The sequence below is a fragment of the Tenacibaculum caenipelagi genome, from assembly GCF_004363005.1.
In the GTDB taxonomy this organism is placed as follows: domain Bacteria; phylum Bacteroidota; class Bacteroidia; order Flavobacteriales; family Flavobacteriaceae; genus Polaribacter; species Polaribacter caenipelagi.
In genome coordinates this window covers 230,341-243,691 of the sequence record NZ_SNYH01000004.1, presented here as the reverse complement: position 1 = coordinate 243,691, position 13,351 = coordinate 230,341, and the positions used below count along the sequence as shown (strand labels likewise).

The following is a 13,351-nucleotide window of genomic DNA, read 5'->3' as shown; positions in this document are numbered from 1 at the left end:
ATGACACATACAACCTTTTATTCATATTTGCAGTGTACTGTTAATTTCACTTTTACAAAATACTTATTTATGCATATTGTAATACTCAATTACATGGTTTGGCACTTGAATATCTTTGTTTAATTTTTCATCTGAAATAGGAGAGAGTGCTACTTGTTTTAAAGGTACCAATCCTGCCCAAACAGGCAAACTTTCATCTTCAGGTTCATCATTTACACCAACATCTCTAATTTTAGCAGATGCTGTTTTAATTGTCATCTCAACAACTAAAGTTCTATCTAGTTCATGCTGATGCATTGGACGTATTTCATTCCATCTTCCTGGAATCATATGATCCATAAAACATTCTAAGGCTTCTTCTTTTTCTTTATCATTTTCAAGTACTTTAACAGTACCGAACAATGTTGCAGAACGATAATTAACTGAATGATGCAACCCTGAACGCGCCAACACCAATGCATCTAAAAGCATTACTGTCATACTCATTTCTCCTGCTTCTAAAAGTGACAACAACATTCTATTAGCTTGCGAGCTGTGTAAATATATTTTATCATCTTTTCTTCCGTAAGCCATTGGTAAAGAAATTGCATTTCCTTTATAAACATAACTTACAAAACCTATAAAACCTGAATCTAAAATAGCGTTGATTTGAGCTACATCGTAATTAGCTCGATTTTGCCCTCTTTTAACTCTATTCAGCTTTGACTTTGAATACTCTTGCATTATTTGAACTATTTTTTGTTTTTAATTCTTTGGAAAAAACAATATTCTCATATCCTTTTCCATTTACTAAAAAATTATAGCTTCCTATTCTTTGAAACTTTTGTTTTTGGTAAAACTGAATAGCTTTATCATTTTTTATATAGGTAGTTAACCAAAGCTCATCAAAATTTTGCTGTGTAGCCTTTTGAATACAAGCATCAAGTAATTTACTTCCTATTTGCCTCCCAATAAACTCATTAAGTATGTATATCCTTTCTAATCTACATACATTTTTAGCAGCTACACAATCAATTGTAGCATGCAAAACAAGTTTTGCATAGCCTACAGGAAAGCTATCTGCATACATGATAAAGTATATATTATTTTTATCTAATAAATTTTCTTTAGTCTTTTGTATTGAAAAGGCCTCATCATTATATTTTACTAAGTCTGAAAAATTATCAATGAAATGACCATGAGACTCAGAATATGTTACTCTACCTAACAAGGCTATGATTTCAATATCTTTTCCTGATGCTGTTCTAATTTCAATCATCTTATCGCTTTTCCGGAACTATACTTTTATACTTATCAGAATTCAACCTAGCTTTTTCTATATTTTTCTTATCAAATACTCTTTTGGTTGATGCTGGGTATTTTTCAATAAACTTTTGAGGTCTAATAGGCCTAGAAACAAAATTTCCCGAACACGTTGGGCACACATTTTCAAAAATTTCTAAAGCGCATTCTTTGCAATAAGTGCACTCAAAACTGCAAATCATAGCCTCAGTAGAAGTATTAGGTAAATCTTTACCACAATGTTCACAATTAGGCCTAACCTCTAACATTTATACGTAATAGTTTTTTGATTTAATATATTGAGCTAAATCTTTTTCAGTTCCCACTTCACTATTCTCTAAATGCTCAGTTATTCTTTCTATCTCTTTTTCTGTTCTATTTTGACTCAATTTTTGTTGCCCTTGTAATTCAGTTACTTCAAGTTCAAAAGCAACGATTCCTCTTAGCATTCCATTTTTATAGCCCTCTGGCAAACCACTCCATTGCTTTTGATAATCTTTTTCATAGAAGTTTATCATTTCTTCAATAGCGCTTAGTTTTTTCTCATTGTCATGAATAACTTTAGCTTCTCCGTATGCATGCACGGAAATGTAATCCCAAGTAGGTACATTTTTATTTTTTTCATAGTGAACAGGAGAAATGTAGGCGTGTGGTTCTGTAAAAATAACTAAAGAAGTATTATTCTCTATAAACTTAACTTGTTCATTCGCGACACCAAAATGACCAGACAATACCAATTTACCTGAATCTTCTTTCACAACAAATGGTAGTTGAGTTGCAATAGGAACACTCCCTTTATTTGTGATGATTGTTGCAAAACTATACTTTTTCATAAAAGCAATTTTCTCCTTATCATCCTCGAATTTAAATATAGAAGGTATATGCATCCTTATTATTTTTTATATCAAAAACAATTATAAATAACGCTCTTTAACTATATCAATGTGCCAAATATCATGTCCCAACACAATAAATGCTGCAGCTCTTGCCGACATTGCTCCACCGTTTGAATTACCTATAAACAGCAAATCTTCATCTGATAAACTTTGCAATAAGCTGATTGAGTTACTTCTATTTATTTCAAATTCACTGACTAGTTGATCTAACGATTTATAATCTGCTCTTGAAGGGGTAATGTATGTATCTTGATTAAACCCCGAAAGAGGAGTAGCATCTTTACGAGCAATTCTAAAGCATCTATACATAAAAACACGCTCTGTATCTATCAAATGCTGAAAAACCTCTTTAATACTCCATTTTTCTGGCAGGTATCGATATGTTAATTTTTCTTCTGGAATAGAAGTGAAAAAATCAATTACATCTTTTTTACCTTTTTCGTAACCTTTAATTAGCGAAAGAGTATCGGGTAATTTATTCAAATATCCGCTATAGTATTCATTAAATTCAACTTGTTTTAAATCTTGTTTTATCATTTTTCGTATAGTTTTATTACTCAAAAATAGTACATTTATGGACTATAATAATCGTCCAGAATTAAAATAATAAATAGTCCAGATGTTTCCTTACAAAACAACCTTAAAGATTGATAAGAACTCAAAAGAACCTATATACCTGCAACTTGCAAATCAATTTATAATATTGATGAGTGAAGGAAAACTAACCCCTGGAACTAAATTAACAAGTTCAAGAGCACTGGCCGATTTACTTAAAATTCATCGAAAAACGGTTGTAGCCTGTTACGAAGAATTACTGTTACAAGGCTGGGTAGAAAGTATTCCTAAAAAAGGCACTTTCGTAAATACGAACCTACCTATAATTCAGCAATTAGATTTTACTTCGAAAATTAACAATACTCTAAAACAAAAAGCAGGTTTTATATTTTATAAAAATGACCGCTTTCCTATAAAGGATACAAATAGAAAGGAAGGGGTTATTTACCTTAACGACGGAACATCTGATACTAGACTTACACCAACAAATGAAATTGCAAGAATCTACCGAAGAATTGCTTCAAAGAAAACAATCTACAAATACTTAGATTATACTTCTACTTATGGAAATACACAACTAAGAGAAACTCTAGCTGAATACTTAAATACTTCAAGAGGTTTAAAAATTACAAAAGAAAATATTCTAATTACTCGAGGAAGTCAAATGGGTATGTGGCTATCTTCTCAACTACTTATACAACCCGACGATATTATTGTGGTAGGAGAAACTAATTACTCATCTGCTGATATTACTTTTATACATCAAAATGCGCAGATTAAAAGAATTACTGTTGATAACAATGGTTTAGTTGTTAACGAAATTGAAGAATTATGTAAAAAGCAACGTATAAAAGCTGTTTATACAACCTCACATCATCATCATCCTTCAACGGTAACGCTATCAGCAGAGAGAAGAATTCATTTATTAAATCTTGCGCAAAAATATAATTTTGCAATTATTGAAGACGATTATGATTATGACTTTAACTACAATCACGCTCCAATATTACCTTTAGCAAGTCATGATTCTAATGGGAATGTGATTTATATTGGCTCTATCTGTAAAACAGTAGCTCCTGTTTTTAGAATTGGATATTTGATTGCTACTGAAGATTTTGTTACGGAAGCTTCCAAGTTAAGAGGTTTTGTTGATAGGCAAGGAGATGCTTTATTAGAACTAACATTTTCTGAGTTTATTAAATCTGGAGATTTGGATAGACATATTCGTAAAATTATAAAAGTATACCAACAGCGTCGTGATTTGTTTTGTAAATTATTAAATGAAGAATTAAAAGATTATTTTGAGTTTGAAATTCCTAAAGGAGGGATGGCAGTATGGTTACAATTAAACAAAAAGTACTCTTGGAAAGATGTTACTATCGAAGCTAAAAAACACCTGTTAGAAATAGGGGATTGGAAGCGTTACGATTTGGCAAACTTAAATCATAATGCTATACGAGTAGGTTTTGCTAGTTATAATGAAACAGAAATTATCGCTTTGATACAAAAATTAAAAACCACATTAAACACCATTAAAAAAGCCCATGATTAAACAATCATGGGCTTTTCTAACCTTAAGAAGATTAAAGACTATTCTTGATCTTGATTATTTTTTGAGTTGCCAAACTTCATTTTTTTAAAGTTTACCAAATCAAAAACACTATCAAATTTAGGTTCAAAAAAGAAATCATAAATAGCCATTTTTAAATCTTGTTCATTAGAACTATCAGCTATTTGTTCATCATCAATAACAGATTCATTTGCTAGAACTTTAAGTTTATATTCATCTTGAAAACTTTCTAACAATTGTAGAACCTCATTATCGATTCCAATTTCTTTTAAATTTAAAGCCTTATAATACTTCATTCAGTTCTTTTTTATACTTATTTAGCATAGTTCTAGTAAGTGCTAAATTTGCCCTGTTAGAATCTACCGCTAAGTAAATAAAATACTCACCACTTGGAGACATATCAATAACATGAATATGATTGTCAAGTTTAAAATGAATATCACTAATATTTTCATCTAAGCCTAAAACTTCTATTGCCTTACGTTTAGCATTTATAATTTCTACATTATAAGCACTTGCCAAAGCAGGGTCGAAGGTGGTATCTACAGAGTCTGAAGCTAAAGATTCTCCTGAAGCAATTTCTGCTACACTAATTGCAATGTACCCTGGTACATTTTCTTTTACATTTTTAATTAGAGAGGTTAGGATTTTTTCCATAAGATTTAAGTGTTAGTGGTTAATAATTAAGTTAAGTTTTAATAGTATTAGTTTGCTTTTTCACCATAAGGTTTATAAGCCCAATATTAGTTTCTTTATCTGTTACAAAACACAACAGAAATTCATTATACTTAAAAAACAATAGGGTTTCGTTTTTTGCTTTTAATTTAACCTCATTAAGCTCAGTTTGAAAAAATAGATTAAGAAAATTACTCCCTACATTAAACACCACTGCACCAAATGCAGCAATTTTATCTTTAATTTCAGACAACTCACTTTCTTCTGGGCAAAAAAAGTCAATCACCTTTCCTTTATTATCGATAAGATAGATAGCTTTTGTTTTAGTTTCTTCTAGTAATTTTTTTAATTCCACTTTTCAAGTTCTTTCTGCTAATATAACTTTTTAAGTTTTGAAAAAAAAATATTTCTTCCATATAAACACCTTAAGAACTTTAAATTTAATGTTAAAAAATTACTAACTAAACTAAAAATTAACTATATAATTAAAATATAAAAAATAATGTTTCACACTATTCAAAACTCTAAATTACTTAACTAAAACAAGCTTTAATCATTCTATCATTCCCGAATAAATCTTTCCGGAGTTCAATTTTTGTAAAACCTTTACCTTTTAACATTTCAACAGTTTCCTTACCTAAATATTGATTGATTTCAAAAAAGAGCACTCCGTTTTTAGTTAACTGTTTTTTAGCTAAATCTGCTATTTTTTTATAAAAAAGTAACGGATTATTATCTTCAACAAACAACGCTAAATGCGGCTCATTTTTTAAAACATTATTTTTAATCTCTACTTTTTCTAATTCACGTACATAAGGAGGGTTAGAAACGATAACATCGAACTGTTCAGACAAGTTTTCTGTTTGTAAAATATCTAGATGAATAAAAGAGACTTCTACATTGTTTAACACAGCGTTTTGTTTGGCCACTCTTAGTGCTTCTTCTGAGACATCTATAGCACTAACGTTAGCGCTCGGTAAGTATTTTTTTAAACTAATAGGGATGCAACCTGTACCAGTTCCTATATCTAAAATAGATAACAGTTTCTTTCTATCAATAACTTCAATCTCTTTAATAATCCATTCAACCAATTCTTCTGTTTCTGGTCTTGGTATCAATGTATTTGAATTTACATAAAAGGGAAGTCCGTAGAATTCTGTTTTTCCAAGTATATACTGAATAGGCTCCTCTTTTTGTAACCTAACCAAAACTTCATCTAATAATTTAATTTTATCTGAAGGAATTTCAAAAGTTGGTTGTAAAACCAAGTCTATTCTCTGTAAGCTCAAATACTCTTCAATTACTAAAAAGAAAAAAGTATCTATTTCTGTTTGAGGATATGTATTTTCTAATTGTTTAGTAAAATACACCCTATATTGTTTTAACTGCATCTGTCTCTATACTTTTTCTTTGAATTTATAAATCTTTAATCATCCACACATTACATGAATAATGCCCTGTGTTTCCTATTGGCTTATCTAGATTTACAAATCCATTTTTCTTGTATAATGCTCTTGCAGCTTCCATATAAGGCATTGTTTCTAAATAGCATTGTTCAAAGCCTTGTTCTTTTGCTTTAGTTAAACAAAAATTAATTAACTTACCTCCCAAACCTTTTCCTCTAGCAATGGGTAAAAAGTACATTTTTTGTAATTCACATACATTCCCTTCAAAATTATCTAAGGCAGAAAAACCAGCTCCTCCAACTATTGTACCTTTATGTTCAACAACAAAATACCCCGCTTTTTCTTTTTGATAGGTTTCATACATCTCATCTGTAGCTTTATCCTCATAAGCAGTCCCTACTTTTGGCACTCCAAATTCGATTAACACATTACGAATAACTTTGGCTATCTCTGCATTATCTTGTGGTTGAATTTCTCTAATAATAAAATCTGTTGGTATCATAGGAATATAGTACTTTTGCTAAAGCAAATTACCTAAAAAAACGAGAGTTTTCATGAAGAAAATAATTTATTTTTTATCTTTTTTAATATTCATCTTTAGTTGTTCTGTAAAACAAAAACCAATCTTCTTAAAAGTTGACGATATAAAGCTTTTATCAGCCACTACCGATACTATTAGAGTGGGGGCAAATGCCTACTTTAAAAACCCTAATGATATTGGTGGTAAAATTGCGACTGACGAAATTAAAGTTTTGGTAAATCAAGTACAAGTAGCTCAGGTATCTTCTGAAGAGTTTAAAGTTCCTGCTCGTAAAGAATTTTCTATTCCTTTAAAAGTAGTTATCCCAGCTAAAAGAGTTTTTGAAAATAATAAAAACGGTGTTTTAGGCGGACTTCTTTCCTCACTCTTAAACCAGAGTTTAAAAGTCCATTTTAAAGGTGATATAAGATATAAAGTTTTGGGGTTCTCACATATCTATCCGATTGATCAAGTTGAAGATGTAAAAATAAAATTCTAACAATTTGAATCACGAAAAGTACATACAACGTTGCATACAACTGGCTAAAAACGGAATTGGGACAACACGTCCTAATCCATCAGTAGGCGCAGTAATTGTGTATAATAACAAAATTATTGGAGAAGGATTTACCTCTCCTTATGGCGGCCCTCATGCTGAAGTAAATGCTATCAATTCAGTTAAAAGTCAAGAATTATTAAAAGAAGCTACTATTTATGTAACTCTAGAACCTTGTTCTCACCACGGAAAAACACCTCCTTGTGCTGATTTAATTATTGAAAAAGGAATTCCGAATGTAGTAATTGGCTCTATAGACACTAATAATTTGGTAGCTGGCAAAGGTATTGAACGTCTTAAAAAGGCTGGTATAAATGTAGTTGTAGGTATTTATGATGAAGCTTGCAAAGAACATCATAAACGCTTTTTTACTGTTCAAAACAAAAAACGCCCGTATATAATTTTAAAGTGGGCAGAAACCAAAGATAGATTTATAGCTCCTTTGACCAAAGATGAACAAAAACCTGTGTGGATTTCTAATACTTATTCTCAGCAGTTAGTTCATAAATGGCGAAGTGAAGAGCATGCTATTTTAGTAGGAACCAATACTGTGATTGCTGACAATCCTTCATTAACGGTTCGTAGTTGGTCAGGGAATCATCCTATCAGAATTGTTATAGATAAAGATTTAAAAATCCCTCCAACAGCAACTGTTCTAGACGGAAAAGTTAAAACAATAGTTCTTTTTGAAACAAAAGAGAAAAGAGAAAAGAGAGGAGAAATTGTAGATGTCATTCCGAACGATAGTGAGAAATCTCATGGACTCATTTACGAACAAATCGATTTTTCTTCCCGAGTAGCGGAACAAATCTGCAAAGTTTTACACAAACACCATATTCAATCAGTAATTATTGAAGGAGGCGCACAAACCTTGCTAACATTTATTAATGCAAGTTTATGGGACGAAGCCAGAGTGTTTATTGGTGATGTAAATTTTGGAGCAGGAGTGAAGCGCCCTAGTTTTAATGCTAAGCTTTTTTCCGAAGAAAAAATAAATAACGATATTTTAAGAATATATAGAAATGATTAAAAACATCATTTTTGATTTTGGTGATGTATTCATCAATTTAGATAAAGAAGCAACGTACAAAGAACTTGCAAAACTTGGAGTTACTGAAATTAGCGAAGAGATGATGCATCAATATTTTCAGTATGAAATGGGATTAATCTCTACCAATGAATTTATAGAGTTCTTTTTCAATAAGTTTAAAATACCCAAAGAAGATTTAGTTTTTGCTTGGAACGCAATTTTGTTAGATTTTCCAAAACATCGTTTTGATTTCTTAAAAGAATTAGCAAAAAGCAATCAATACCGATTGTTTTTATTAAGTAATACTAACGATTTACATATTTCATGGATTCAAAACGACTGGGGAATGGAGTTGTATAGTGAATTTAAAAATTGCTTCGAGCAATTTTATTTATCACATGAAATTAATTTTAGAAAACCAAACACAGATATCTTTGAGTTTGTGTTAAGCGAAAACAATCTACAAGCTTCTGAAACTTATTTTATTGATGATACCAGAGAAAATACTAATGCTGCACAACAATTGGGCATACAGGTATGGAATAATTGTCCACAAACTGAAGATATAGTTGATTTACTAAAACGAAAAGAGTTTGCAAAATGATATACTTAGCATTAAGCGTTTTAATATCTAGTTTACTTTTTGTTGTTTTTAAATTATTTGATGTTTTTAAAATCAATACGATACATGCAATTGTTATCAACTACGCTATTGCATTATCTTTGGGTCTCCTAAATTCTGAAGCAACAATTACAGTACCAGACATTCCACAACAATCGTGGTTTTTTGGAGCTATTTGTTTAGGCTTTTTATTTATTACCGTATTTAATGTTATGGGAATTACCGCTCAAAAAAATGGTTTATCTGTTGCCTCTGTAGCAGGAAAAATGTCTGTAGTAATCCCTGTTGTAGTAGGAATGTTCTTATACAATGAAAGCATTGGATTCGTGAAGGTTATCGGAATTATACTCGCTTTAATTGCCGTGTATTTATCCTCTGCAAAAAGCGATACTTCTCCTGTGAAATTTAAGAATTTACTATTTCCTTTATTACTTTTTTTAGGTTCAGGAAGTATTGATACACTTTTAAAATATGTAGAAACAAACTATGTTGCTGCAGAAGCTGTTCCGTTTTTCCTCGCCACTATTTTTGGATGCGCTTTTATCTTCGGAAGTTTTTTTGTAATTATTCAACTTTTAGATAAAAAATTTAAGTTTCACTGGATGAGTATTATCGGTGGAATAGCCTTAGGAATTCCGAATTATTACTCAATGGAATTCTTATTAAAAGCATTACAAACTGAAGGCTTAGAGAGTTCTTCTGTCTTTACTATAAATAATGTTTCTGTAGTAATTTTAACGACCGTTTTTGCCCTTTTATTTTTCAAAGAAAAACTCATCAAAAAAAACTGGATTGGTATTGGACTCGCTATAATTAGTATTTTATTAGTAGTTTCGGCGTGATGAATGAGATGAAAGACACTTACAAAACAATTATAAAACCTTCAGGAGAAACCCTTTTTAAAGATCGAAACAGTAAATTTTTCGGTTATGCTTTTCCTGTGTTTTCTGAAGATGATATTAAAGAACGACTAGAAGAACTCCGTAAACTACACCACACTGCACGTCATCATTGTTACGCGTGGCAGTTAGGAACCGAAAAGATTCGTTTTCGTGCCAATGATGATGGAGAACCTAGTAATTCAGCAGGACAACCAATTTACGGACAAATACAAGCTTTTGACGTAACCAATATTTTAATTGTATCAGTACGTTATTTTGGAGGCACCAAATTAGGAGTAGGAGGGTTGATTAATGCTTATAGATCTTCTGCACAACTTGCTTTAGAAGCTTCTGAGATTATAGAGAAAACTATAGATATACATTATCAGTTAAAGTTTGGCTACGATATGATGAATAAAGTTCAGCGTATTATAAAAGAACGAAGCTTAGATATTATCAATCAAAAATTAGAATTAGACTGCGAATACACTATTTCTGTTCGTAAAAAAGAAGCTGAGAGTATTTTTGAAATTTTTGATAATTTGTTTAAGGTGGAGATTAAGGAAATAGAATAAGTATGTTTAAGTAACTCTATTTGCTTGCATAAAATTTTCAACACCCTAAATGTGGCTTTATTTAAAGAAAACACCATAAACATTAACGATTTTTGAAAGATGATTAAAATCATTTTTAATTGATTTATGGTATTAATAAAAATAGAGGATTTTTTATTAATATTGCCTCCTAAAATTTTAAAAATATGAAAAAGACAATTTTATTCTTCCTACTTTTTATTTGTTACAATGTATTCTCTCAAGAAACATATTTTATAGACAATGATGGGATTAAAACCATTATGTATAAAAACACTACTAATAAAACTAATATAGAAGGGGATTATGGTTATGGAGGATATTATTTACATTACCACAATAAAGAAGGTAAGTTAAAAAAGATTGCTCAATCGAGATTAAAAGAGTTGGTAGATGGAGAAAAAAAATATATTAATATGAAAATAGGTTCTATGTTTGGGTTCCGTAGATTACATGAAGTAATTATACAAAATGACAAGTACCTTTTAACACAATATTTTGAGGCAGGTTTTCATTATGCTTATGTTAAAGATAAAACAACAGGTAAGTTTGTCGAAAAGAAGATAAAAATCTCTTGGAATCATAAAAGAGATCAGAAAAAATTTAAAAAATTTATTTTACCTTATTTTAAAGAATGTTTTGTTTTCGTAAGACTTGTCAATGAAAACACAAAAAAACATTATAGATATACAACAGATCATGGAGACTTTAATAGAATGTTTAGAGGTATCTCTAACATGAGTTGTTTATAATTTATGACATAATTTTACTCTTTTTGTAACACTTATCAAGTTAACCACTAACTAAAACCTGCATAACCCTCTAAAAACCAAAACATTTTAGGTTACTTCAAGAATTATTCGTAAATTTGCACGCCTTTTTACGAGTACAGATTTAAAAAAGGTTAAAAATTATATTTATTAAGTTTAATTTCTCTTGGCGTTAGTATCGTTAAAAATCTGGTTAACAAAAAGATACAAAACTTATTTCAGACATGTCTGAAGAAACAAAAAACACAGCAGAAGCTGTAAATCCAGCAGAATTTTTAGCAACCTTTAACTGGCATAAATACGAAGAAGGTATTGATGAAGTTGATGAGTCTAAATTAAAAGAATTTGAAACTGCCTTAGAAGGTACTGTAGGGTTCGTAAACGAGCGCGATGTTATCGAAGGTGAAGTAGTACGTATTACTGATCGTGATGCTATTATCGACATCAACTCTAAGTCAGAGGGTGTAATTTCGTTAAACGAATTCCGTTACAACCCAAATTTAGCTGTTGGAGACAAAGTAGAAGTATTAGTTGACAAAAGAGAAGATTCATCTGGTCAATTAGTATTATCTCACAAAAAAGCACGTGTAATCAAAGCTTGGGATCGTGTTAACAACGCACACGAAACTGGTGAAATCGTTAACGGTTTTGTTAAGTGTAGAACTCGTGGAGGTATGATCGTTGACGTATTTGGTATTGAAGCATTCTTACCAGGTTCTCAAATCGATGTGAAGCCTATCCGTGACTACGATCAATATGTAGAAAAAACTATGGAATTCAAAGTTGTGAAAATCAACCACGAATTTAAGAACGTAGTAGTATCTCATAAAGCGTTAATCGAAGCTGATTTAGAAGATCAAAAACGTGAAATTATCGGTCAATTAGAAAAAGGACAAGTATTAGAAGGAGTTGTTAAAAACGTAACTTCTTATGGTGTATTTGTTGACTTAGGAGGTGTTGACGGATTAATTCACATTACTGATTTATCTTGGTCTCGTATTAACCACCCGAACGAAGTTGTTGAATTAGATCAAAAATTAAACGTTGTAATCTTAGACTTTGATGATAACAAGTCAAGAATTCAATTAGGTTTAAAACAATTATCTGCTCACCCATGGGAAGCTTTAGATGCTAACTTAAAAGTTGGTGATAAAGTAAAAGGTAAAGTAGTTGTTTTAGCTGATTATGGTGCATTTGTAGAGGTTGAAGAAGGAGTAGAAGGATTAATTCACGTATCTGAAATGTCTTGGTCAACTCACTTACGTTCTGCACAAGATTTCGTAAAAGTTGGTGACGAAGTAGAAGCTCAAATCTTAACATTAGATCGCGAAGAGCGTAAAATGTCTTTAGGTATGAAGCAATTACACCCAGATCCATGGACAGACATTACTTCTAAATACCCTGTAGGTTCTACTCACACTGGTACTGTACGTAACTACACTAACTTTGGTGTATTCGTAGAGTTAGAAGAAGGTATCGACGGATTAGTATATATCTCTGATTTATCTTGGACTAAGAAAATTAAGCATCCATCAGATTTCGTAACTGTAGGTGATCAATTAGAAGTACAAGTATTAGAGTTAGACGTAGAAAACCGTAAGTTAAACTTAGGTCACAAGCAAACTCAAGATAACCCTTGGGATGCTCACGAAGCTACGTATGCTATCGGATCTATCCACGAAGGTACTATTAAAGAGAAAAATGATAAAGGTGCAACTGTAGTATTTGCTGATGGTGTTGAAGCTTTCGCTCCAACTCGTTTCTTAGAAAAAGAAGACGGAGGTAAATTAACTAAAGGTGACGAGGCTAAGTTCCAAGTAACTGAGTTTAGTAAAGAGTACCGTAGAATTGTTGCTTCTCACACATCTATCTTTAGAGAAGAAGAGCAAAAGAACATTAAAGCAGCTGCTGCTAAAGCTCAAGAAGTAGAAAAAACTACTTTAGGAGATATCGGTGGATTAGCTGAATTAAAGAAGAAAATGGAAGGAAAATAATC

18 protein-coding genes are annotated in these 13,351 nt (G+C 31.1%); 8 read left to right on the top strand and 10 right to left on the bottom strand.

Going from position 1 to position 13,351, the window contains the following annotated elements:
- Window positions 1-63: 63 nt before the first annotated feature.
- Genes DFQ07_RS09950 through DFQ07_RS09930 form a run of 5 tightly spaced genes read right to left on the bottom strand, consistent with a single transcriptional unit; the run spans window position 64 to window position 2,714 of the window.
- On the bottom strand, window positions 64-723 hold the full coding sequence (locus DFQ07_RS09950) for a pyridoxamine 5'-phosphate oxidase family protein (protein ID WP_133536375.1): 660 nt from the start codon (window positions 721-723) through the stop codon (window positions 64-66).
- Window positions 692-1,258 (bottom strand): GNAT family N-acetyltransferase, encoded by a 567-nt coding sequence (locus DFQ07_RS09945; protein WP_133536373.1) that lies wholly within the window; start codon window positions 1,256-1,258, stop codon window positions 692-694. The genes DFQ07_RS09950 and DFQ07_RS09945 overlap by 32 nt, the downstream gene beginning before the upstream one ends.
- Before the next feature lies 1 nt (window position 1,259).
- Complete coding sequence (locus DFQ07_RS09940; protein WP_133536371.1) at window positions 1,260-1,550, bottom strand: DUF1272 domain-containing protein; 291 nt, start codon at window positions 1,548-1,550, stop codon at window positions 1,260-1,262.
- Complete coding sequence (locus DFQ07_RS09935) at window positions 1,551-2,168, bottom strand: FMN-binding negative transcriptional regulator (protein WP_133536369.1); 618 nt, start codon at window positions 2,166-2,168, stop codon at window positions 1,551-1,553.
- A gap of 27 nt (window positions 2,169-2,195) precedes the next feature.
- The gene (locus tag DFQ07_RS09930; protein ID WP_133536367.1) at window positions 2,196-2,714 is read right to left on the bottom strand and encodes a DinB family protein; all 519 of its coding nucleotides are present in this window, start codon (window positions 2,712-2,714) and stop codon (window positions 2,196-2,198) included.
- 82 nt (window positions 2,715-2,796) lie between these two features.
- Here DFQ07_RS09930 and pdxR point away from each other — a divergent pair, with 82 nt between their 5' ends.
- Complete coding sequence (gene pdxR / locus DFQ07_RS09925) at window positions 2,797-4,284, top strand: MocR-like pyridoxine biosynthesis transcription factor PdxR (protein WP_133536365.1); 1,488 nt, start codon at window positions 2,797-2,799, stop codon at window positions 4,282-4,284.
- Between the two features lie 38 nt (window positions 4,285-4,322).
- Here the strand turns inward: pdxR and DFQ07_RS09920 are convergent, their stop codons facing one another.
- From DFQ07_RS09920 to DFQ07_RS09900, 5 genes are all read right to left on the bottom strand, one after another.
- On the bottom strand, window positions 4,323-4,598 hold the full coding sequence (locus DFQ07_RS09920) for a hypothetical protein (protein ID WP_133536363.1): 276 nt from the start codon (window positions 4,596-4,598) through the stop codon (window positions 4,323-4,325).
- Window positions 4,585-4,959 carry a hypothetical protein gene (locus tag DFQ07_RS09915; RefSeq protein WP_133536361.1) on the bottom strand — a complete coding sequence of 125 codons (375 nt, stop codon included), beginning with the start codon at window positions 4,957-4,959 and terminating at the stop codon, window positions 4,585-4,587. The genes DFQ07_RS09920 and DFQ07_RS09915 overlap by 14 nt, the downstream gene beginning before the upstream one ends.
- A 31-nt stretch (window positions 4,960-4,990) precedes the next feature.
- Window positions 4,991-5,332 (bottom strand): roadblock/LC7 domain-containing protein, encoded by a 342-nt coding sequence (locus DFQ07_RS09910; RefSeq protein ID WP_133536359.1) that lies wholly within the window; start codon window positions 5,330-5,332, stop codon window positions 4,991-4,993.
- Between the two features lie 178 nt (window positions 5,333-5,510).
- Window positions 5,511-6,368, bottom strand: coding sequence for a peptide chain release factor N(5)-glutamine methyltransferase (gene prmC / locus DFQ07_RS09905; protein WP_133536357.1), 858 nt, complete (start codon window positions 6,366-6,368; stop codon window positions 5,511-5,513).
- Between the two features lie 25 nt (window positions 6,369-6,393).
- On the bottom strand, window positions 6,394-6,885 hold the full coding sequence (locus tag DFQ07_RS09900) for a GNAT family N-acetyltransferase (protein ID WP_133536355.1): 492 nt from the start codon (window positions 6,883-6,885) through the stop codon (window positions 6,394-6,396).
- A gap of 52 nt (window positions 6,886-6,937) precedes the next feature.
- Here DFQ07_RS09900 and DFQ07_RS09895 point away from each other — a divergent pair, with 52 nt between their 5' ends.
- The 7 genes from DFQ07_RS09895 (at window position 6,938) to rpsA (ending at window position 13,349) form a co-directional block, all read left to right on the top strand.
- A complete protein-coding gene (locus tag DFQ07_RS09895; RefSeq protein ID WP_133536353.1) occupies window positions 6,938-7,402 on the top strand; it encodes an LEA type 2 family protein in 465 nt (154 codons plus the stop codon).
- A 4-nt stretch (window positions 7,403-7,406) separates the two neighbouring features.
- Window positions 7,407-8,489 carry a bifunctional diaminohydroxyphosphoribosylaminopyrimidine deaminase/5-amino-6-(5-phosphoribosylamino)uracil reductase RibD gene (gene ribD, locus DFQ07_RS09890; protein ID WP_133536351.1) on the top strand — a complete coding sequence of 361 codons (1,083 nt, stop codon included), beginning with the start codon at window positions 7,407-7,409 and terminating at the stop codon, window positions 8,487-8,489.
- Window positions 8,482-9,093: an HAD-IA family hydrolase gene (locus tag DFQ07_RS09885; RefSeq protein ID WP_133536349.1), complete on the top strand. Its 612-nt coding sequence runs from the start codon at window positions 8,482-8,484 to the stop codon at window positions 9,091-9,093. The genes ribD and DFQ07_RS09885 overlap by 8 nt, the downstream gene beginning before the upstream one ends.
- Window positions 9,090-9,953, top strand: coding sequence for an EamA family transporter (locus DFQ07_RS09880; RefSeq protein ID WP_133536347.1), 864 nt, complete (start codon window positions 9,090-9,092; stop codon window positions 9,951-9,953). Before DFQ07_RS09885 ends, DFQ07_RS09880 begins: the two co-directional genes overlap by 4 nt.
- Before the next feature lie 8 nt (window positions 9,954-9,961).
- Window positions 9,962-10,567 (top strand): IMPACT family protein, encoded by a 606-nt coding sequence (locus tag DFQ07_RS09875; RefSeq protein ID WP_133536780.1) that lies wholly within the window; start codon window positions 9,962-9,964, stop codon window positions 10,565-10,567.
- Window positions 10,568-10,752: 185 nt separating this feature from the next.
- Window positions 10,753-11,337: a hypothetical protein gene (locus tag DFQ07_RS09870; RefSeq protein WP_133536345.1), complete on the top strand. Its 585-nt coding sequence runs from the start codon at window positions 10,753-10,755 to the stop codon at window positions 11,335-11,337.
- A gap of 242 nt (window positions 11,338-11,579) precedes the next feature.
- Window positions 11,580-13,349 (top strand): 30S ribosomal protein S1, encoded by a 1,770-nt coding sequence (gene rpsA / locus DFQ07_RS09865; RefSeq protein WP_133536343.1) that lies wholly within the window; start codon window positions 11,580-11,582, stop codon window positions 13,347-13,349.
- Window positions 13,350-13,351: the final 2 nt, after the last annotated feature.